This window comes from Deinococcus rubellus, from assembly GCF_025244745.1.
GTDB classification, from domain to species: Bacteria; Deinococcota; Deinococci; order Deinococcales; family Deinococcaceae; genus Deinococcus; species Deinococcus rubellus.
On sequence record NZ_CP104213.1, the window covers coordinates 1,802,993 to 1,823,075 of the forward strand.

General features: G+C 65.1%; 19 protein-coding genes. 5 read left to right on the forward strand and 14 right to left on the reverse strand.

Annotation, left to right across the window (positions count from 1 at the left end; all coding sequences use genetic code 11):
* Positions 1 to 46: 46 nt before the first annotated feature.
* Positions 47 to 967, reverse strand: coding sequence for a DUF4032 domain-containing protein (locus N0D28_RS09360; RefSeq protein ID WP_260559263.1), 921 nt, complete (start codon positions 965 to 967; stop codon positions 47 to 49).
* Positions 968 to 1,124: 157 nt separating this feature from the next.
* Between N0D28_RS09360 and N0D28_RS09365 the strand changes: the two genes are divergently transcribed.
* Positions 1,125 to 2,954 (forward strand): arginine--tRNA ligase, encoded by a 1,830-nt coding sequence (locus tag N0D28_RS09365; RefSeq protein ID WP_260559264.1) that lies wholly within the window; start codon positions 1,125 to 1,127, stop codon positions 2,952 to 2,954.
* A gap of 109 nt (positions 2,955 to 3,063) precedes the next feature.
* Here N0D28_RS09365 and N0D28_RS09370 read toward each other — a convergent pair whose 3' ends face one another.
* Genes N0D28_RS09370 through lysS (N0D28_RS09395) form a run of 6 tightly spaced genes read right to left on the reverse strand, consistent with a single transcriptional unit; the run spans position 3,064 to position 8,531 of the window.
* Positions 3,064 to 4,227, reverse strand: coding sequence for a benzoate/H(+) symporter BenE family transporter (locus N0D28_RS09370; protein WP_260559265.1), 1,164 nt, complete (start codon positions 4,225 to 4,227; stop codon positions 3,064 to 3,066).
* Positions 4,224 to 5,438: a benzoate/H(+) symporter BenE family transporter gene (locus N0D28_RS09375; protein ID WP_260559266.1), complete on the reverse strand. Its 1,215-nt coding sequence runs from the start codon at positions 5,436 to 5,438 to the stop codon at positions 4,224 to 4,226. Before N0D28_RS09375 ends, N0D28_RS09370 begins: the two co-directional genes overlap by 4 nt.
* Positions 5,435 to 6,244, reverse strand: a complete 810-nt coding sequence (locus N0D28_RS09380) for a PhzF family protein (RefSeq protein WP_260559267.1) — start codon at positions 6,242 to 6,244, stop codon at positions 5,435 to 5,437. Before N0D28_RS09380 ends, N0D28_RS09375 begins: the two co-directional genes overlap by 4 nt.
* Entirely contained in the window at positions 6,241 to 6,807 is a 567-nt protein-coding gene (locus tag N0D28_RS09385) for a DUF1990 domain-containing protein (protein WP_260559268.1), read from the reverse strand. The genes N0D28_RS09380 and N0D28_RS09385 overlap by 4 nt, the downstream gene beginning before the upstream one ends.
* A gap of 1 nt (position 6,808) precedes the next feature.
* On the reverse strand, positions 6,809 to 7,297 hold the full coding sequence (locus N0D28_RS09390) for a hypothetical protein (RefSeq protein WP_260559269.1): 489 nt from the start codon (positions 7,295 to 7,297) through the stop codon (positions 6,809 to 6,811).
* A gap of 34 nt (positions 7,298 to 7,331) precedes the next feature.
* Complete coding sequence (gene lysS, locus N0D28_RS09395) at positions 7,332 to 8,531, reverse strand: homocitrate synthase (RefSeq protein ID WP_260559270.1); 1,200 nt, start codon at positions 8,529 to 8,531, stop codon at positions 7,332 to 7,334.
* Positions 8,532 to 8,673: 142 nt separating this feature from the next.
* Between lysS (N0D28_RS09395) and N0D28_RS09400 the strand changes: the two genes are divergently transcribed.
* On the forward strand, positions 8,674 to 9,663 hold the full coding sequence (locus N0D28_RS09400; protein WP_260559271.1) for an aldo/keto reductase: 990 nt from the start codon (positions 8,674 to 8,676) through the stop codon (positions 9,661 to 9,663).
* 84 nt (positions 9,664 to 9,747) lie between these two features.
* On the opposite strand, the gene N0D28_RS09405 is transcribed toward N0D28_RS09400, so the two are convergent.
* The 4 genes from N0D28_RS09405 to N0D28_RS09420 all read right to left on the reverse strand — a co-directional run bounded on the left by N0D28_RS09405 (position 9,748) and on the right by N0D28_RS09420 (position 13,998).
* On the reverse strand, positions 9,748 to 11,505 hold the full coding sequence (locus tag N0D28_RS09405) for an NAD-dependent malic enzyme (RefSeq protein WP_260559272.1): 1,758 nt from the start codon (positions 11,503 to 11,505) through the stop codon (positions 9,748 to 9,750).
* A gap of 69 nt (positions 11,506 to 11,574) precedes the next feature.
* Positions 11,575 to 12,552: an ion channel gene (locus N0D28_RS09410; RefSeq protein WP_260559273.1), complete on the reverse strand. Its 978-nt coding sequence runs from the start codon at positions 12,550 to 12,552 to the stop codon at positions 11,575 to 11,577.
* 58 nt (positions 12,553 to 12,610) lie between these two features.
* Positions 12,611 to 13,237, reverse strand: coding sequence for an SGNH/GDSL hydrolase family protein (locus tag N0D28_RS09415; protein ID WP_260559274.1), 627 nt, complete (start codon positions 13,235 to 13,237; stop codon positions 12,611 to 12,613).
* Positions 13,234 to 13,998, reverse strand: a complete 765-nt coding sequence (locus N0D28_RS09420) for an MBL fold metallo-hydrolase (RefSeq protein ID WP_260559275.1) — start codon at positions 13,996 to 13,998, stop codon at positions 13,234 to 13,236. Before N0D28_RS09420 ends, N0D28_RS09415 begins: the two co-directional genes overlap by 4 nt.
* A gap of 138 nt (positions 13,999 to 14,136) precedes the next feature.
* Between N0D28_RS09420 and lysS (N0D28_RS09425) the strand changes: the two genes are divergently transcribed.
* Positions 14,137 to 15,711: a lysine--tRNA ligase gene (gene lysS, locus N0D28_RS09425; protein WP_260559276.1), complete on the forward strand. Its 1,575-nt coding sequence runs from the start codon at positions 14,137 to 14,139 to the stop codon at positions 15,709 to 15,711.
* Positions 15,712 to 15,727: 16 nt separating this feature from the next.
* On the opposite strand, the gene N0D28_RS09430 is transcribed toward lysS (N0D28_RS09425), so the two are convergent.
* Complete coding sequence (locus N0D28_RS09430) at positions 15,728 to 16,462, reverse strand: ribonuclease H family protein (protein WP_260559277.1); 735 nt, start codon at positions 16,460 to 16,462, stop codon at positions 15,728 to 15,730.
* Positions 16,463 to 16,592: 130 nt separating this feature from the next.
* Between N0D28_RS09430 and N0D28_RS09435 the strand changes: the two genes are divergently transcribed.
* Positions 16,593 to 17,726, forward strand: a complete 1,134-nt coding sequence (locus tag N0D28_RS09435; RefSeq protein ID WP_260559278.1) for an AI-2E family transporter — start codon at positions 16,593 to 16,595, stop codon at positions 17,724 to 17,726.
* Between the two features lie 57 nt (positions 17,727 to 17,783).
* Here N0D28_RS09435 and N0D28_RS09440 read toward each other — a convergent pair whose 3' ends face one another.
* Together N0D28_RS09440 and N0D28_RS09445 are read right to left on the reverse strand one after the other, a co-directional pair.
* On the reverse strand, positions 17,784 to 18,182 hold the full coding sequence (locus N0D28_RS09440; RefSeq protein ID WP_260559279.1) for a VOC family protein: 399 nt from the start codon (positions 18,180 to 18,182) through the stop codon (positions 17,784 to 17,786).
* Between the two features lie 336 nt (positions 18,183 to 18,518).
* A complete protein-coding gene (locus tag N0D28_RS09445; RefSeq protein WP_260559280.1) occupies positions 18,519 to 18,851 on the reverse strand; it encodes a hypothetical protein in 333 nt (110 codons plus the stop codon).
* A 95-nt stretch (positions 18,852 to 18,946) separates the two neighbouring features.
* Here N0D28_RS09445 and N0D28_RS09450 point away from each other — a divergent pair, with 95 nt between their 5' ends.
* The gene (locus N0D28_RS09450) at positions 18,947 to 20,077 is read left to right on the forward strand and encodes an MFS transporter (protein ID WP_260559281.1); all 1,131 of its coding nucleotides are present in this window, start codon (positions 18,947 to 18,949) and stop codon (positions 20,075 to 20,077) included.
* Positions 20,078 to 20,083: the final 6 nt, after the last annotated feature.

Below are 20,083 nucleotides of genomic sequence, written 5' to 3' on the forward strand. Positions count from 1 at the left end.
GCGGCGGTCTGAGAACGCAGCCCGACCAGGAGTGGAACCCTACAGCCTACAGCCTCGGTTCCAGCTTGCCGCGCCAGGCCAGCTTCATGCGCTGGCCGAGGCGCTTGTAGAGCCGGGGAGCGTGGTGCTTGCTGAAGTCCAGCGTGGCCTGCTCACTGCCCACGTCGTAACCGTATTTCTCCGAGAGGTAATAGCGGTGGTCCATGATCCACAGATACAGATCGGCCTCGGTGCGGCCCGGAAAGCGGTGCATCACGTCGTGGGCCTCGATATTCTCCACGATCCGGCTGTAGAGGCGGCGGTACCAGCTCTCCACCGCTTCCTCCCAGGTCACGGGCCGTTCTCGTCCTGGCTTGAGGTCGAGGTAATAGCGCCGGGCGTTGATGTGCTCGATCAGGGTGGCGTAGCGCCCCGGCTTCGTAAACAGGATGTCTTTGTGGTTGGGCGACACCTCGTTGAGTTTGGTGGCCCGCAGAAACTGGGCGTACTCGCCCTTGATGATCATGTCTTTCAGGGTGTCGCCCTCGCTCGGCGGCACCGTGACGTGCAGCTCGATCACGCTGGCGTCGATGTACGCCTGCCCCTGGCGGCGGGCCACGCTGACCCGGTGGTTGCCGTCCTTGACGAAGTAGAGTTCGCCCACCTTGTAGACCTGAATCGGCGGCAGCTCCTTGCCGTCGAGCTGGGCGCGCCGAACGCCTACCCATCGGTCGTCGAGGTGTTTTTCTTTGGGCAGGTAGTAGCGGTCGAATTCGCGGTAACGGTCCACCGAGCCGATGATGTGGTCCACCGGAATGGCCTCCACGCCGCGCTGGAATTCGCCGTCCGGGGCCAGGTGACGCACCCAGTCGAAGGGGGTCAGCTCGTTGTTCATGCCGCGCAGAATCCTCAGGAAGTCGTGAACGTCGGCCAGCAGCCGGGCACGCTCCACTTCGGTCTTGGCTTGGTTGTTGGTTTGGACGCTCATGAAACTCCTGTGGCGACCAGTCATGAGGGCGAAGTGAGAGGGCCGCCGCTCTGGTGACTCATGATACACCACCCGCCCTGATGTCAGCCTGACTGCCCAGCGTCAGTGGAAGGTCAGCTGCCTGCTTGCCTTCCCACCTGCGCTAAAATCTCCCCTTATGAACCTCAAGGCCCAGCTCAAAGCCGCCGTCGAAGGAGCCGCCTTACAACTCGGCGCACCTCTGGACGTGGCGATTCAGGAAACGCCGCCGAACAAGCCCGGCGATTACGGCACGCCCGCCGCCTTTCAGCTCGCCAAGTTGCTCGGCCAGGATCCGGCGCAGGTGGCTGCCCAGCTCGCCCAGACGGTGGTGTTGCCCACCGGGATCGCCCGCGCTGTGGCGGCTGGCCCCTTTCTCAATTTCTTCGTGGACGCCGGGGCCTTCGTGCAGGCGGTGGTCACCGATCCCGCCACGCCGGAGCAGGGCAGCGGCAAGGTGGTCATCGAGCACACCTCGGTCAACCCCAACAAGGAGCTGCACGTCGGGCACGTCCGCAATGTGGTGCTGGGCGACAGCATGGGCCGCATCTTCCGCGCCGCCGGGCATCAGGTCGAGATTCAGAACTACATCGACGACACCGGGCGGCAGGCGGCTGAGAGCCTCTATGCCCAGGCGCACTACCGCCGCAAGTGGGACGGCAAGCAGAAGTACGACCACTTCATGGGCGAGGGTTACGTACGCCTTAACGCCGACCCCGACAAACCAGAGCTGGAAAGCGGCATCCGCGCTGTGATGCACCGCCTTGAAACCGGCGAACTGCGCGGCGAGATCGAGCAGATCGTCAAGGCCCACCTCGATACCTGTTTTCGGCTCGGCGCACGCTACGATTTGCTCAACTGGGAATCCGACGTGGTGGGCAGCGGGTTCTTGAGTCAGGCCATGAACATCCTGGAGGGCGGCAGCCACACGGCCCGCCCGCTGGAGGGTAAGTTCGCCGGGGCGCTGGTGATGGACGTGTCGGCCTTTATGCCGGGGCTGGAAGAGAGCAACGTGGTGCTGATGCGCTCGGACGGCACGGCCATGTACGCCGCCAAGGACATCGGCTATCAGTTCTGGAAGTTCGGCCTGTTCGAGGGTATGAAGTTCAGGCCGTTCATGACCGACCCCGAGGGCCGCACCGTCTGGACTTCCGCGCCCGACGGGCAGCCCGACACCGAGCGAAGATTCGGCCACGCTTTTGAAGTCATCAACGTGATCGACTCGCGCCAGGAGCATCCCCAGAAGATCGTCAGGGCCAGTCTGGGGGTTGCCGGGTCGCCGCAGCAGGAGGAGCGCAGCATCCACCTGTCGTATGCCTTCGTGACTTTCGAGGGCCAGACCATCTCAGGGCGCAAGGGCATCGGGGTCAGCGCCGACGCCGTGCTGGACGAGGCTGGGCAACTCGTCACCGAGCTGATGCAGAACCTTAAGCCCGAGGTCATCGGCACCCCCGAGGGTGCGGAGATTGTGCGCCGCATCGCGGTGGGGGCCATCCGCTTCGCCATGCTCAAGGCCGAGCCGACTCGCCAGATCGACTTCCGCTGGGACCTTGCGCTGGCCCTTCAGGGCGACACCGCGCCTTACGTGCAGTACGCGGCGGTACGGGCCGGAAATATCCTCAAGAAAGCACAGGCTGAGGGCCACGCCGTGGACGGGAGCGGGGCCGACTGGGCCAGCACCACCGACCTCGATCTGAACCTCGCCAAAGTCGTCGCCAGGTTTCCGGAAGTGGTTGCCAATGCGGTGCGTGTTCACAGCCCTCACGTGGTTGCCCAGTATGCCCTCGACCTGGCCTCGGCCTTCAACGGCTGGTACAACGCCAAGAACAAGGAGGGCCGCCCCGCGACCAACGTACTGGCGAGTGAGCCGGGGCTGCGTGAGGCTCGGCTGGCGTTGGTCGGCAGGCTGCAACGGGCCTTCGTGCAAACGCTGGGCCTGATCGGCATCGAGGTGCCCAGCGCGATGTGATACGGACTCAGATGAAATCGGTTCTCTCCTGATCTGGATATGAAACAAACGTAACCCGTTTAAATGCGAGGAGGGGTCAGTGGTGGGTGACCTTCAATTCCGGTCCTGCTCATCTGGTGCCTCTCGCCCGCAGCCAGGCCAGCCCCCAGCCCAGCCCCAGGCCCCACACCGCGCCGCTGAGCCCCAGCAGGCTGAAGCCCGACGCGGTGACGACCAGCGTGAGCAGGGCCGGTTCGCGCCAGTAGGCGTCTCTCAGCACGCCTTCCAGACCGCCCATTACCGCGCCGAGCAGGGCCACGCCCGCCAGCGTCTGCATCAGTGCGGCGGGAAAGGCGCTGGCCAGGCCCAGCAGCGCCCCCGCGCCGAGGCTCAGGGCCAGGTAGCCGCCCGCGCAGGTCAGGCCCGCCAGGTAGCGCTTCGCCGGGTCGGGGTGGGCGTCCGGTCCGGTGCAGAGGGCGGCGGTGATGGCCCCCATATTCAGGGTCAGGCTGCCGAATGGTGCGGCCAGAGTGGCGGCCAAACCGGTCAGCGTGATCAGCGGCCTGACCGGCACCCGGCTGTAGCCGCTCGATTGCAGAATGGCGATGCCGGTGAGATTCTGGGCCGTCAGCGCCAGCAGCGTCATCGGCAGGGCCAGGGTCAGCGCGGCGCTGAAGCCGAATGCCGGGGCGATCAGTTCGAGGTGGCCCAGCGGGTGCGGCGCGTCGAAGTGCAGTTGTCCGCCCAGCGCGGCGGCCCCCAGGCCCATGACCAGTGCAGCGGGCACCGCATAGCGTGGAAAAAAGGCGCGGCCCAGCAGGTAAGTACCTAGCAGTGGCAGGGTCAGCGCGGGAGCGGCGGGGATGGCGGCGACACCGCGCAGCACGAACGGCAGCAGCACGCCCGCCAGCAGCGCCGAGGCCAGCGCCGGGGGAATGCGCCGGGCCACGGCGTCGAATGCGCCGCTGACGCCGATCAGGGCCAGGACCGCGCCACTGAGCAGCAGTGCTCCCACCACATCGTTCGGTGTGAAGCGGCTGCCCTCAGCGATCAGCACCGCCAGACCCGGCGTGTTCCAGCCGAGGATGACCGGCGCTTTGTAGATCAGGCACAGGCCCGCGCCCAGCAGTCCCAGCAGCAGGTACATGCTCGTCAGGCTGCTGACCGACTGGCCCGGTGAGAAGTGCGCCACGGCGAACATCTGCACGAACAGCGGAATGTTGCTGGCGAAACTGATCAGCACGGCGACCATTCCGGCGGACAGAGCGCTGAGGGGAAAACGTGCCAGCCTCATGCTCTGCGTCCTGGTCCCCTCCTGCGCAGTCCCCACCCCAGCAGCCCGCCCAGGATCAGCCCCCACAACGCACTGCCCAGCCCCCACCAGCTCAGCCCCGAGGCAGTGACGAACACCGTGACGGCAGCGGCCTCGCGCCACTCGGTGTCGCTCAGCGCCGACACCAGACTGCTGGTCGCCGTGCCGAGCAGGGCCAGCCCCGCCAGCGCCGCGATGAAGGCGGGCGGCACAGCCCCCACCGCGCCCGCCACCCAGCCCGCGAAAATGCCCAGCAGCAGATAAAAGAAGGCGCTGGACAGGCCCGCCACATAGCGCCGCGCCGGATCGTGGTGGCTCTCCTCGCCCGCGCCGATGGCCGCCGTGATGGCCGCCAGGTTGGTGGTGTGCGCCCCGAACGGAGCCGACAGCAGCGAGGCCAGCCCGGTGACCCAGATCAGCGGCGTGGTGGGCACCCGCGAGTAACCGAAGGTTCGCAGCACCGCCACGCCCGGCAGGTTCTGCGAGGCCAGGGTCAGCAACGTCATCGGCAGGGCCAGGGCCAGCAGCGCGCTGAGGGTGAAGTGGGGCAGCGTGAATGTCAGGGTGCCGAACACATCCGCTCCGCCCACCGTACCGATCTGTCCGCTCAGCAGCGCGGCGACCACACCCGCCGCCAGCGATAGGGGCACCGCGTAACGTGGCAAGAAGGCCCGACCCAGCAAAAACGCGCCCGTCATCGCGCCGACGATCAGCGGCGAGGTGGGCAAGGCTTTGAAGGCCCCCAGCACGAACGGAATCAGCACGCCCGCCAGCAGCCCCGCCGCCAGCGGCCCCGGAATCCGTGCCGTGACCCGCTCGAAGGCTCCGCTGAGGCCCAGCGCCGTGATGAGCGCAGCACTGATCAGGTACGCGCCGATCATCTCCGGCAGGGTCAGGTGGCTGGCCTGGGTGGCAATGAGAGCCAGCCCCGGCGTCGTCCAGGCGGTCAGGATCGGGGCGCGGTACCGCCAGCTCAGCAGCGAACCCGTGACGGCAATACTGATGTAGACGCTGAAAATCCAGCTGCTCGTCTGTGCGGGGGTCAGGTGCGCGGCCTGCGCGGCGGCGATCACCAGCCCGATGCTGCTCGACGCCCCCACCAGCACGGCGATGAAGCCTGCCAGCACGGCCGAGAACGACAGATCTCGCCTTAGTTCATTGAAATTTGGAGTGCTCAAGTTCAATTCAGTCATTCATTCAACCTGCTGGCCGTGCCGCCCACCCACACGTCACTCGCTCCGCCCGCTTGCGGGGCGTACTGGGCGCTCAACCTGGACGGCACGCCCGGCATCATCTGGAGACCGCGTACCAGCGGCTCACCTTCCGGCAGCGCGCCGCGCATACTCAGCGCCCCCACCAGGCAGGCGAACATGTTGCTGCTGGCGGCGTCCTCGTCAAAACCCCTCAGCGGCCCGAAGGCCCGAAAGGCGACATCGGTGCGCTCGGCGTCGAGCGTGTAGAGAATGAAACCCGTCGTCTGTGTCTCGCGCCCGAGCTGGCTGAGGGCCTCTACGTCGGTCCGAAAGTGGGTCAGGACGTCCAGGGACGGCACGCCCACGACCAGATTCGGGCGGCCTGCCGAGGCGACTTGAACGTGCTCCGGTTGGATTCTCAGTGGGCCGAAATCGGTGTCCGGCGCGCCAGTCACGCTCACGTCACCCTGCTTGAGCAGCCACTCGCCGCCGCAGAGCTGGGCCGGGTATTCCTGGCCGTTCATCCAGACGCTCGACACGTCAGGAACCCGCCCTTCCGCATAGAGGTGGTGCAGGGCCACCAGGGCTGCGCTGTCAGAGTCGCCCTTATCGCGGGTGGGTGTGAAGACGCGCAGGTGAGCGCCGTGCTCATCGAGCCTCTCAATGAAGACGCTCAGCGGCGTGCCTGCGCGGGCGGCCTGGGCCTGCAAGTCACCCCCGGCGCTCACGAACAAGGAAGCGAGTTTGCCGCCCTCGGTGCGCGGCGCGGCGTAGACGCGGTAGGGAAGGGGGGAGAGACCAGTCATCTGGAAAGTATTGTGCCAGTTGCCGCCCGCCGCATGGCCCGGATGTACTGCCGGGTGCCGAGGAGGCGCATCAGCTCTGCGGCGGGCCGCCCCAGCCGGTAAACCCAGTTGGCAGGCTGGCTGACGGCCCGCAGGGTGAAGGTCACGCGGTCATCTTCGTGCCACTCGATCAAAAACAATTCCTCGCCGCGCTCCGGGTGGCCGGGCAGCGAGCCGTAGGCGAAACCCGTGCGCCGCTCGTCATCCAGCACGCGCACGATGCGGCAACCGAAGGCCAGGCACCAGCCTGCCAGACACAGCAGCACAAGGACAGTTTGACCCTCAGCGGGCGGCCCGCCACCAGGATAAAGCCTGAGCCAGCGCGATTGATGGGTCTGCCAGCCGCGCAGGGCGGCGCGGGCCTGCTGAAACGTCCGTTCGCCGCTGCCGAGCACAACCCGGTGCTGTTCCATGTGCGGCGTCGGCTCCAGCGTCACACCGAGTCTGGAGTAGGTCGGATTCAAACGGCTGACGCGCTCAAGCACGCGGCTGAAGGCAGCAGGGCTGTGGTAAGCAAGCTGCATCCTACCCCTGCCGCTCCATGAGTTCCCTGAGCTGAAACTCGTGGCGAATCGGGTGCATCACTGCGTGTTCCAGCATGGCGTCCACCCAGTAGGGCATTCCGGCGAAGTACAGTTCCGGGTCGGGTTCTATCTGGGCGTCCGTGACATCTGCCAACGGCAAGCGCCAGCGCTCCAGCAGGTGTTCGAGATAGCGGTCTGCTTGCCCGGCCAGCACTTCCATGTCCGGCACTGGACCAATCTGAGGGGCGGGCAAGCTGAGGTTGTGGCAAATCCTGAATATGTAAATTCTCGCCGAGTGGAGAAGATGGTGCAGCAGGGCGTCCAGCGAGCGGTAATCCTCGCTCTTCGTCTCCGGGAGATGGAGATTCGCCGCTTTCGCCTGCTTCCAGACATCTACACATTGCCGCAGGTGCTGGTCGTGCAGCAACACCAACGCTCTCGCCCCGCGCGATCTGGAGTGGTTCAGCTCACCCGATCTCTCACCTGGCATGCCCGAACCGTAGCACCCCGAATCTGATGATCACTCAGGCACTCACCCATTCCCGCAACAGCTTCTCCAGGTGCTGATCGTCCAGTTCGTCGTGCTCGGCCAGCGCTTTGATGTGGTCGGTGACGCGCCTGAGTGCCTCCTCGCCGTAATGCAGACCCATTTCGCGGGCTTTATAGGCAATGGCGTGCTTGCCGGTCACCTTGCTGGCCGCCTGAATGCGCCGCCCCACCCCGAACACCTGCGGCGGAATCGCCTCGTAAGCGCCAGGATTGAGATAAATCGCTTTGAGGTGCATTCCGGCCTTATGGTTGTAGGCAAACTCACCCGTCAGGTAATTGTTCCAGGGAATCGGCAGGCCCACCATCCGGGCGATCATGTTGTCCAGTTCCGGCAGCATTTCCAGGTGGTACTTGTCCATCAGACCCTGCGGGTCAAAGGTGAACATCCGCGCCAGCAGCCCGCCCAGCGGTGTGATGCCGTTGCGCTCGCCGATGCCCAGGATGGTGGTGTCGATGTGGGTGGCCCCGGCCTCGATGGCCTCGTAGGCGTTGCTGACCGCGCAGCCGGTGTCGTTGTGGCCGTGAAACTCGATGCCGCACTCGGCATGAATGACCTTGCGGACTTCGCGCACCAGGGTATAGACCTGCCTCGGCGTGGCGACGCCCACCGTGTCGGCCAGGCCCACCCTATGCACACCCAGGTCGCTGACGGCCTTGTAAACGGCCATCAGATCGGCTTCTTCCGAGCGGAAGGTGTCCTCGGCGGAGAAGCGCAGCTCCAGATTCGGATGATGCTCTTTAATCCAGCCGATGACCTTCTGGGCCGACTCAATGATCTGGCCGATGCTCTTGCCGTGGCTGAACTCGCGCAGAAAGCTGGAGGTGCCGAACAGCAGGTCCAGGCCGTCCACGCCGGTATCCACTGCCCGCTGAACGTCTTCCATCGCGCAGCGGACGTGCGTCAGCAGTTTGGCGTTCAGGTTCAGGTCGGCCAGTTGCCGGATGTCTGAGGCGGTCTGGGCGCTCACCATCGGAGTCGTCAGCTCGATGTACTCGGCTCCGAAGGCGTCCAGGGCGCGGGCCACCTCGATCTTGTCGCCGGTCTTGAAATTGCCACGTGCGAACTGCTCGCCCTCACGCAAGGTGGAATCGATGATGGCCCAGGAGCGGGCTGGAATCGGCGGCGCGGCGATCTGCTGGGCCTGGCTGTGTGGCGGGAAATCGGTGGCGGTCATAGGCCAAGTCTAGCGTCCTCTATTTGCGAATGTCAATTTATATGGGCACTTGACCTGCCGTTTGAAAAGTCCTTGACAAATTATGACAAATATTGGAGGTTCACTCACCTGGAAGGAGTCGGGCGGGCTTAAAACAGAGGCCATGACCAATTCCAATTCCAACACCCTCCATCAGCGCCCACTGGGGCGCACCGGCCTGAGCGTCAGCGAGATCGGCTACGGCGCGTGGGGCATCAGTGGCAAACAGTGGATCGGTGCGGACGACAGCGAGAGCACCCGCGCCTTGGAGCGCTACATCACACTTGGGGGCAATTTCATCGACACGGCCCTCGCCTACGGTGAAGGTCACTCTGAGAAGCTGGTCGGCGAGGTGGCCCGCGCACATCCCGGCACGCTGGTCGCCACCAAGATTCCGCCCAAGAACGGCAAATGGCCCGCCGAACCCGGCAGCCACGCCGACGACGCTTTTCCTGCCGAGTACATCGTGGCCTGCACCGAGACCAGCCTGCGCAACCTGGGGATGGACAGTGTGGACGTGCAGCAGTTTCACGTCTGGAACGACTCGTGGCTGGGTGAGGGCAGCTGGCGTGAGGGCGTGGAGCAGCTTAAGCGTGATGGGTGGGTCAAGCACTTCGGTATCTCCATCAACGACCACCAGCCGGAGAACGCCATCAAGGCCATTGAGGACGGCTGGGTGGAAACGGTGCAGGTCATCTACAACGTCTTCGACCAGACGCCCGCTGACCGACTGCTGGACGTGTGCCAGCAGCACGGCGTCGGCGTAATCGTGCGGGTGGCGCTCGACGAGGGGGCGCTCAGCGGCAACGTGACGCCCGAGACCCGGTTTCCCGAGAGCGATTTCCGCAACCACTATTTCAGGGGCGAGCGTAAAACAGAGTTACAGCCGCACCTGCGGGCCATCGAACAGGCGCTGGGCATCAGCACCGCCGGGGTGCCGGAAAAGGCCCTGCGTTTTGTGCTGAGTCACTCGGCGGTCAGCACCGTGATCGTGGGTATGCGCTCGGTGAAAAATGTGGAACGCAACGCCGCGCTGGCTGATGGTCAGGGGCTACCTGCCGATCAGATGGAGAAGCTGCGCGGCCAGCGCTGGGACAAGAACTGGTACAAATAAGCGTTGAGTTCAATCCACAAGAGAAGGGCCGGGCTGGGATCTCATGCTGCCCGGCTCCCTTCTTCTCTCACCAGCCACGAGCCCTCACAGCAGCATCTGGGCGTCCTCGGCCTTTCTCAGCGGCAGGTAGTGCGGCTGCCAGAAGCGGCGCTGCACGAAGGTGGCCAGCTCGTCATCGGTGAGATTGCGGACCCGTTTCTCGGCGGCCACGCCCTCGAAGATGGCCTGCCGCGCCACCCGCACCGCCACCTTGAGTGACACGTCGCGGATGCACGAGATCGGTGGGTACACCAGGCCGCCGTGCTGGGCCGTCTCGTCGGCCAGCGTCTCGGCGGCGGCCATGATCATGCCGTCGGTGATCTCGCGGGCGCGGCTGATGATTGCCCCGAAACCCAGTCCCGGAAAAATGAAGGCGTTGTTGCCCTGACCGATGGGATACGTCACGCCGTCCAGTACCACGTCTGCAAACGGACTGCCCGAAGCGACGATGGCTTCACCAGTGGTCCAGCGCAGCACATCGGCGGGCTGGGCCTCCACGTTGGCGGTGGGGTTTGACAGCGGAAACACGATGGGCCGCGCGGCGTTGGCGTGCAGCGCCTCCACGATGGGCTGGCTGAACAGGTTCGGAACGCCCGACAGACCGAGCAGGGCGGTGGCCCCACTGTACTTGACCGTCTCGTAGAGGCTGGGCCACTCGCCCGCCGCCAGACGCTCTGAGCTGATCCAGCCCTCCACGTCGGCGGGCGTCTTGGCAAAGCTGAGCTGGTGGTCTTCCAGGTTCTGCCCGTGCATCAGCAGGCCGAAGCGGTCCACCACGTACACGCGGGCGGAGGCTTCGGCAGGACTCAGGCCCGCCCGCATCAGGCCACTGCGGATCATGCCCGCCACACCGATGCCGCCCGCGCCCGCGCCGACCACCACGAACACCTGCTCCTGCAAGGTCTCGTTCTTGAGCCGGGCCGCGCTGATCAGGCCCGATAAGGCCATCGCCCCGGTGCCCTGGATGTCGTCGTTGAAGCTGGGAATCACCTTGCGGTAGCGGCCCAGCACATGAAAGGCCGTGCCGCGCGCGAAATCCTCCCACTGGATGATGACCTTGGGATAGCGGGCCTGAGCGGCTTCCACGAAGCTGTCCAGAAACTCGTCGTAGGCGGCCCCGGTCAGCCGGGTGTGGTGAACGCCCAGGTAGAGTGGATCGTCGATCAGATCCTGGCGGTTGGTGCCCACGTCCAGCTCGACGGGCAGGGTCTTGTCGGGGCCGACGCCGCCCGCCGCCGTATATAAGCTCAGCTTGCCAATCGAGATGGCCATACCGCCGAAGCCCTGATCCCCGATGCCCAGAATGGCGCTGGAATCGGTGGCGACGATCATCCGCACATCGTCCAGCGGCACATTGCCCAGCATCTCGTCCACCCGGTCGACGTCCAATGTGCTGACCGACAGCCCGCGCGGGTAGCGGTAGATGTGCGAGAAGACCCGCACCGCCTCGCCCACGGTGGGGGTATACAGAATCGGCAGCAACTCTTCGAGGTGGTCGGCCATGATGCCGTAGAACAGCACTTCGTTGCGGTCTTGCAGGGCGCGCATGAATTCGTGCTTGTCGAGGTCGGTGACCTGCTGGAGATAGCGCTGGAAGGTGCGCTGCTTTTGCTCCTCGAAGGTGGAGGTATGCGGCGGCACCAGCCCTTCCAGGTTCAGGAAGCGCCGTTCCTCGGGCGTGAAGCCGGTGGATTTGTTGAGCAGCGGAATGTGCAGCAGCGAGAATCCGGTGACTTTCACGCTGAGATAGCGGTGTCCGTCGGAGCCGCGTTTGACATCGTAATAACGGGAGATCTGAGCCATACGTCAGTGTAGCCGACGAAAGCGCTTAGCTGGCTAAATAAACTTGTTTGCCGCTCAATTTGGCCTGTCTCAGGCGTCCAGCACAGCCGTTTCAGTATCGTGCAGGCGCTCCACGTCCACGTAGAGGTCGCCGCGTGGGGTGCGGCGGTAGAGGTCGGCGAAGCGGGCGTTCCAGCGCAGTTCGTGCGGTTTGTAGCTGCTGCGGGCATGGATGGTCTGCTGCACTGCCTCGTCGGTGGCGTTGAAGATCACCATGATCTCGGCGTCACTTTCTCCGAGTTGCTGAGGCGTGGCCTGCCAGTAGGGACTCTGCGGCGTGATCGGATGCACGATGGTCCAGGCCAGTGGCAAGAGCGTAACCTGCGAGCGCTCCAGCGTCAGCGCCGTGAAGCGCCGCACCCGCCGTCCGTCCGCCAGGACCTCGAACTGGGTATGTACCGCCTCTATGCGGGCATTCATGAGCTGGCTGCGCCGCCCGTTGACCAGCCGGAACATCAGCGCCGTGCTGCCCTGAAACGGCGCGATGACCGCGTGGCGGCTGAACAGGATGCGGCTCTGCGGCCTGGAGAAGCGGGCAAACAGTACCCCAGTCGCCAGCGCCACGCCCAGCAAGCTGACGAAGGCTTCGAGCGTGACCACCGTATTGGCCGCCGTTGTCAGCGGGTAGACGTGGCCGTAGCCGATGGTGCCGAAGGTCTGCACGCTGAAGAAAAAGCAGGCCAGCGAGCGCTGCATACCTGCCAGCGGCTCCTCACTCAGTGCACCCGACCCCAGCACGTAGTAGATCAGTCCGAACAGGGCGTTGAGCAGCAGATACAGGCCGCCCATGGCCAGAAAAAACAGCCACCACGGCACTGTCAGCAGACTGCCGTACACGCTGATGGACTGCCAGCCCATGCCCTGACGCTGGACATTGAACGAGCCGTCTTTATTCAGGAAGCGCTCACCCGACTGCTCGGCCAGAATCCGTCCCAGACCGAGATCGTGCGGCGGGGCGGCGGGGGTTTCGGCGGGTGAAGCCGGGGAAGCGTGGTCAGGCACCGTCATTTCAAGGAAAGTCTAGAGCAGCGCGGGCCGGGCGCAGCAGATCAGGCGCTGTGGCAGCTCAGCCGGTCACCGCTTTCAGCCACGTCCGGGCGATCAGCAGGTGGCCCGGCCCGCTGGGGTGCACCCGGTCCGGGGCCCAGCGGGCCGCCGAACTGGCGTCCATCGCTGCGTCGAAGGCGGGTTGCAGCTCGACCAGCGTGGCCCTGAACTCACGGGCCAGCTCAGTCACAATCCTGGCGCGGTTCTCGACCTCGCGGCGCATCGGTTCCTGGCGGTCCGGTTCCACCAGAAACGGCGTAACCAGCACCAGACGGCAGTCCAGGGCGCTGGCCTCGCCCAGCAGGCCGCGCAGGGTGGCGCGGTACTCGTCCGCGTTCACCGCCTGGTCTGGTGCGCCATCGAAGCTGCGCCACACATCGTTCACGCCGATCTTTATACTCAGCAGGTCGGGTTTCAGGGCCGTCACGTCGGCCTGCCAGCGCTGCCGCAACTCGCGCACGGTGTCGCCGCTGACGCCCCGGTTCAGAACTTCGGTGGTGCAGGCTGGATCATTCACCAGCAGCTGCTCGCGGATGCGCGAGACGTAGCCGTTGCCGTAGCCTTCGGGGTCCTCGCGCCGTCCGGTGTCGGTGATGCTGTCGCCGATAAAGACCCAGCGCTGCGACCTGGTCGCTTTGCCGGTCATCCGTTCGCTCCGGCCATCTCGCCCACCACCCGGCTGAGCTGTTCGTTCGCGCCTTCATGCACCACGCCGCCGTGATAGGTCACGACGGTCTGCACGTCCAGCCCGGCCATCTTGCCCACCGATTCGCCCGCCGTCTTCATATCGGGCGTGGCCTGGGCACTGGGGCCATGCAGTGTGCCTGTGTTGGAGGTCATGGCGTCGCCAGTAATCAGCGTCTGGCTGCGCTCCAGATACAGGCTGGCGTGCCCGAAGGTATGCCCCGGCGTCGCCACCACCTTCACGCCCCCGGCCAGCGGCAGCACCTCGCCGTCGTGCAGGGCGCGGTCCACCTTGACCTTGACAGGCGGCATGGCCGACATTCGGCGGAGCATGTCCTTGCGGGCCTGCGGCACGTTTGGGTCGGCCATCATCTGCTCGATCTGCTCGGGCCGGGGGCGTTTCTGCGGCCATTCGTCGCCCTCGATCAGCGGAATCTCGCGCTCCAGCGCCCAGACCTTTGCGCCGCTCGCGGCCACCACGGCGGGCAGGCTGCCGATGTGGTCGAGGTCGTGGTGGGTCACGATGACCCGCTTGATGTCCTCAAGGCCCAGTCCCTGCGCGGCCAGCTCGGCGCGGATGGCGTCTTCCATGCCGGGAATTCCGGCGTCGACCAGCGTGTGTCCGGCCTCGTGGTCCAGAATCAGCACCGGGTGAAGCACGCTGGGACCGTTTCCGAAGTCGGCGGTCAGGCTCAGCATCAGCAGATCGTTATTGAGTTTCATCGGGGCAGCATCCACCAAAACGGGGCGGGGGAGAAGTGGGATACTTTACAAAGTAAACCGTCTTCTTCTCAGTCCCCCACAGCTCATTCGTCGCAGCATGACGTTGCCCACTTCGGAGCGCACTCTATACTCGGCGGCATGTCAGACGACGCCGCATCCGTCCCCGCCTCCAATGGTCAGCCCCAGCGCCAGCTCCACGAACAGACCGTCGCCCGCCTCAACAACCAGGCCGCCCTGAGCGAGGCAGGTTTCGAGACGCACCCCTACCGCTATGCCCAGACCCACCACGCCGCCGACATTTTGAGTGCCCACTCGCAGAATGAACAGGCCATCGGCGAACATGGCGAGCGCTGGGACGACGAAACCTACAGCCTGGCCGGGCGCATCATGCTCTTTCGTCACATGGGCGGCGCAGCCTTCGCCGATTTGCAAGACGAGAGCGGCACCATCCAGCTGTATTTCGGCAAGAAGACCGCCGAGCAGTTCGCTGCCACCAAGAAGATCGATCTGGGCGACATCATCGGCGTCTCGGGTGTGCCGTTTATCACCAAAACCGGGCAACTTACCCTGGAAGTCAAGACTTGGCAGCCGCTGGTCAAGAGCCTGCACCCGCTGCCGAGCAAGGTGCATGGCCTGCAAGACGAGGAATTGCGTGCCCGCCGCCGCTACCTCGACTTGATGATCAACCCCGAGAGCCGCGCCACCTACCGCACCCGCTCGCGGATTGTGCGCTTTATCCGGCAGTTTCTCGACCATCAGGACTTCATGGAAGTCGAGGGGCCGACCCTGCAAGTCGTTCCCGGTGGCACCGAGGCCAAGCCCTTCAAGACCTTTCACAACGCCCTCTCGCACGAGTTCTCGATGCGGATCAGCTTGGAGCTGTACCTCAAGCGGCTGCTGGTCGGCGGCTTCGAGAAGGTCTACGAGATTGGCCGCAACTACCGCAACGAGGGGGTGGACCGCACCCACAACCCCGAATTCACCATGCTGGAAGCCTATTTCGCCTACGGCGACTACAGCGACATGATGGAACTGGTGGAAACCATGCTGCACGGTCTGGTGATGGAACTGCACGGCCAGCCGGTCATCGCGTATCAGGGCAAGATGGTGGACTTCAGCTTGCCGTTCAAGCGCCTCGATTTCGTGACGGCCCTCAAAGAGGCGGCGGGAATGGAGTTCGATCCGCTCGACCTCGCGCAGTTGCGGGCCTGGAGCGACGCCAAGCACCCCGGGTTCCGCAAGGTTCCGGATTATAAATTGCTCGACAAGCTCGGCGGCGAGTACGTGGAGCCGGGGCTGATCAATCCCACCTTCCTGACCGACATGCCGCTGGTCATCAGCCCGCTGGTCAAGGCGCACCGCTCGCGCCCCGGTCTGGCCGAGCGGGCCGACCTTTATGTGGCAGGCTTTGAACTCGCGCCGATCTACTCTGAACTCAACGACGCCCTCGATCAGCGCGCCCGCTTCGAGGCCCAGACTTTACGGCGCGACGCCGGAGACGACGAGGCCCACCAGCAGGACGAGGATTTTCTGCTGGCCCTCGAATACGGGATGCCGCCCACTGCCGGGATGGGCATGGGCATCGACCGCCTGACCATGCTGCTCACCGACAAGGACAGTATCCGCGACGTGCTGCTCTTTCCGCTGCTCAAGCCCGAGGAAGGGCAGCCCGGCGGCGCGAACACCGAGATGCTGGAAGCGGCCCCGAGCTGAAGCGGGTCGGCGTGCTCTAAGCCTGTATCCGCTCGAAGATCACCACCACCGCGTGCTCGGCGGCCTCAGCCCTGGCACTCAGCAGCGCGGCCTGAGCTGCCCCAGGCAGCGCCCGGCTGGGCTTCTCCCACAAAGCGGCGGCCAGCTTGGAAGCGTGTGAGATGATCAGCGTCTCGCCGGGCCGGGCCAGTTGTACTGCGGTCAGCAGCGCCCGGACGCTGTGGGCCAGGGCGTCGCCGGGCAATCGGGACACCTCGGCGCTGACCCGTTCACCGGCCCGGCGCAGGGTCACCACTGCCGAATCGCGCCAGGGTGCGTGGCTCAGGTTGACCTCGGCGTGCGGGCCAGGCGGCGGCAAGCTGGCGCGCTCCAGCCGGGCGTCGTTGGCCAGCGTATGGGCAGCCTGCATGTGGCGGCGCTCACGCCGGGCGCGGGCCAGGTGCAGGGTGATGCCGCGCTCGGCGGCCACCTCCAGCACCCGCAGCGCTTCCTCGTGCTGGCTGGTGCTGCGGCTGCCGTGCCGGATGGCCGAGAGCACGTTCAGGTTGTCGGTGTGAACCGTCAGAGGCTGCTGGGCGGGCGCGTGGCGCAGCGCCTCCGTGACAGCCCGCAGCTCGGTGGCGTTGTTGTCGTGGGCCAGGGTGTGGCCGTAGACATGCTGTGGCAACTGCCCCGGCGTGATCAGCACCACGCCGAAGCCCGCACGCCCGGCCTGACCGCTCTCCGCCCCGTCGTCAAAACTTCCGTCCACGAACGCATGATTCACTGGCTTCTTAAAATAGTGCTTGCTGGCCCGCCGTTTCGTCAGCCAGATGACGGATGCGCTGGTCTCGCCAGGAGCTTCAGCGCTCTCCCGTATCATGCAGCTGGAGGACTCCCACTTGCAGCCATCCCTGCCTGACCGCGACCCATCCAGCAATGCCTTTCAGGTCATCTGGCGCAACCCCTACATCCGGGCGGCGACGTTTCTGCTGCTGCTCTATCTGGTCTACCGGGTCGTCGGCTCGGTGGCGCACATCATCACGCTGGCCGTCATCGCCTACATCATCGCCTACCTGGCCCACCCGATGCTGGTGTGGCTGGAGCGCCGCAAGATCAACCGCGCTGTCGGCGTGCTGTTCACCGTCGTCGTGATCTTTGGGTTGGTGGTACTGGCTTCCGGGCTGCTGGTCACCATCGTCACTCAGCTCACTGATCTGGTGCAGCGCCTCCCCACACTCACCAAAGATTTTCTGACCCAGCCGTGGTTTATCGAGCTGACCAAACGAATTCCGGCCCTCTCCAGTGTCAGCGATCAGATCACTAAGCTCAGCCAGAACGGTGCGGCGGGCTTGCAGCAGTACATTCAGCCGTACCTCAACAAGATCTTGCCGTACTTGCAGGCCAACAGTGGGGCCTTCCTCGGCGGCGTGTTGAGCGTGGCGGGCATCATCGGCGAGAGCTTCGCGGTGCTGATCATGAGCATCTACATGATGCTGGACTACGAAAAACTCGGTCTCAATTTCCTGAGGCTGTTTCCGCGCACTTGGCAACCGTTCGTGCTCGACCTCTCCAGGAATGTCGGGCAGGCGGTGGGCGGCTACCTCAAAGGCCAGCTCATCATCGCCGCCTTCGTGGGCGTCTTCATCGGCGTGGCGCTGAGCATCGCGGGCGTGCCCAGCGCTCCGGCCATCGGCTTTATCGCTGGGGTCTTCAACGTCGTGCCGTACCTGGGGGTGGTCATCGGCATCGCCCCGGCGCTTCTCCTGGCGGCCTCGGCAGGCGGTTTCGTCAAGCTGATCGTGGTGGTGGTGGTGTTCGTGGTGGCCAACCAGATCGAGGGCCACATTCTCTCGCCGATGGTGCTGGGCCGCACCACCAATCTCCACCCGGTCACGGTGATCATCGCCATTCTGATGGGCCTGACCCTGATGGGCATCGTGGGCGCGCTGCTGGCCGTGCCACTGGCCGCGCTGGGCAAGCTGCTGCTTCAGGAGTATTACTACTCCAGCCGGGTCTACAAGGACGGGCCGTAGTCTGGGCGAATGAGCTGCGAAAGGTGGAGTCGACGTTGAGCGCGGCTCCGCCTTTCGCTATTCCAGGCTGAGCGGCCCGGCCTGAAGCAACTCGACCTGCCGTCCGTCCGGATCGAGCACGAAGGCCATCGGGTTGCCGCTGGGACTGAGCGTCAGGTCGCGGGTGAATGCTGCGCCGCTGGCCTTGAGCTGCCCGATGCTGGCCTCAAGGTCACCCAGGTACAGGGCGATATGTTCCTGCCAGCCGGGGTGGGGACTGGGCGCTTGGCCCGTCGCCTGGAAAAATTGCAGCTTGCCGCCGCCGGGGAAGCCCAGCACCAGACGGCGCATACCCTCCGAGGTGGTGAGGTCTTTATGGACCTGTGCGCCGAGTTGCTGATAAAACGCGCTCACGGCGTCGGCATCGGCGCTCAGGAACGAGACGTGCTTGAGACTGGCGGGTGGGGCAGAGGTCATGGTGCCCAGCCTAGCGCACGTCTCAGCTTTGAAGCTGGCCGCCGCAGATTATGAAAGTCAGGGCATAAAAAATCCGCCCTTGTCAGGCGGTGATAAAAAGAGCATAGCGCGGTATACAGCCGGAGTCAAGAACCACACATCGAGAGCCGTACTAAATTCAGTGCATGCGTCGCTGGGAGGACGCCTTTTTGAGTTTCCTGCAGGAGCAGACCAGGACTTCGCTCGGCTCAGCGGCGGCCAGAATGTGACGGTCAGAGAGAGAATTATGTGGCCAGCACAGTAAGTTTTAAGGCCGCCGAATTTCGTTCAATTCTCAATCACGCGGTGGCGGAGTCTTTACTGACCGTCTTTGCCCGGCAGTGGACGGGTGCGGGCCGGGCCGCCGTCCACGCCGCCGTTGCTGCTCATGCCCACGCCGCCGGTTTCCTTGCCCGCCGTATCGCCGCCCTCGCCCGTGTCGTTGGGTTCACCCTGGCGGTCCTCGTAATCGAAGCCGCCCAGACGGCCATCGTCAAAACCCGGCTGGTCATTGGCGTTGGCCCGGTCTGCCTTCACGTCGGCACGCAGCAGATCCTCGGCGATGTTCTTCTCTTCGAGGAGTTCGCCGGTGGTGCCCTCGTCCACCACTTCGCCCAGCAGTTCATCGTTCATAGCGTCACGGTCAGTCATCTGGTTAGCCTAGGGGAAGCGGGTGCGCGGCGGCTGAGCACTTGCCTTAAGCGTCGTTTACCCTTGCTCCGGCCCGTGCTAGGCTTCTTCGGCTGATGAGCCGCCGCCTGCCTACTGCCCGTCCGTCTTCTCCCCACGCCGCACTGTTTGTGGTGGGGTTCGCGGCGTTTCTGCTGCTGGGTCTCATTCAGGCGGGGTACGGCCCGGCCTTCCCGCGTTTCGAGGCGCGTTTCGGCGTCAGCACAGCGACGGTGGCGGGCATCAGCAGCGCTCACTTCTTTGGCAGTGCGATGGGGCCGCTGCTGCTCGCCGCACTGCTGACCCGCTTTGCCCTGCGGACCTCGGTGATGATCGGCAGCGCCGCCTTCGCACTGGGGGTGCTGGGACTGGTCGGCCTGGGCTTCACTGCCGCGCCGAGCTGGACGTTCATGCTGGCCGCCGCCCTGCTCACCGGGCTGGGCTTCGGCGCGCTCTCAGGGGGCTTTAACGCCGCCTTCGCCACGCTGGGAGCCGGGCCGTCGAGCCTGGTCAACGCCATGTTCGGTATCGGCTCGGTGGCCGCGCCGCTGCTGGCGCTGGGGCTGGGCGCGTATCCTGGTCCGTTCGTGCTGGTGGCGCTGCTGGCCGTGGCCCTCACCGTTTCGCTGCGCAGCGTGCGCGTCTGGCCCGCTCAGCCTGCCGACCTGGCCCAGGGCCGCGTCCCGCTGGGTCAGGTCGGCGTCTTCGGGTTGCTGTTTTTTTCCTACGTCGGCATCGAGGCGGGGCTGGGCAGTTGGGCCACCACGCACCTCAGCCGCATCGGTAACCCACACCCCGAGGCCATTACCAGCCTCTACTGGCTGGCACTCACTGCTGGACGACTGGGATTTGCGGCCATCGCGGTCCGCTTTCAGCCGCTGCGGGTGGTCCTCACCTGCGCGGCTTTGGCACTGATCGGGAGCCTGCTGATCGCCGTTCCGGCCCTGGCGGCGCTGGGCTACGTGGTCGTGGGATTGGGCATCGCGCCGATCTTCTCCACGCTGCTGGCCTGGTTCACAGCCCGCTTTCCGGTCCGTGCCGCGCCGCTGATGCTCACGGCGGGCAGTCTGGGCGGCGCGGTCATGCCCGCTTTGATTGGTGTGCTGGTGGCCCGCTTCGGCGTGCAGGCAGTTCCGTTGACAGTGGCCGCCGACGCTGTGTTGCTGGGACTGCTTCTGGTGCTGGTGCGGTTCAAACTCAGGGCCTAGGGTCTG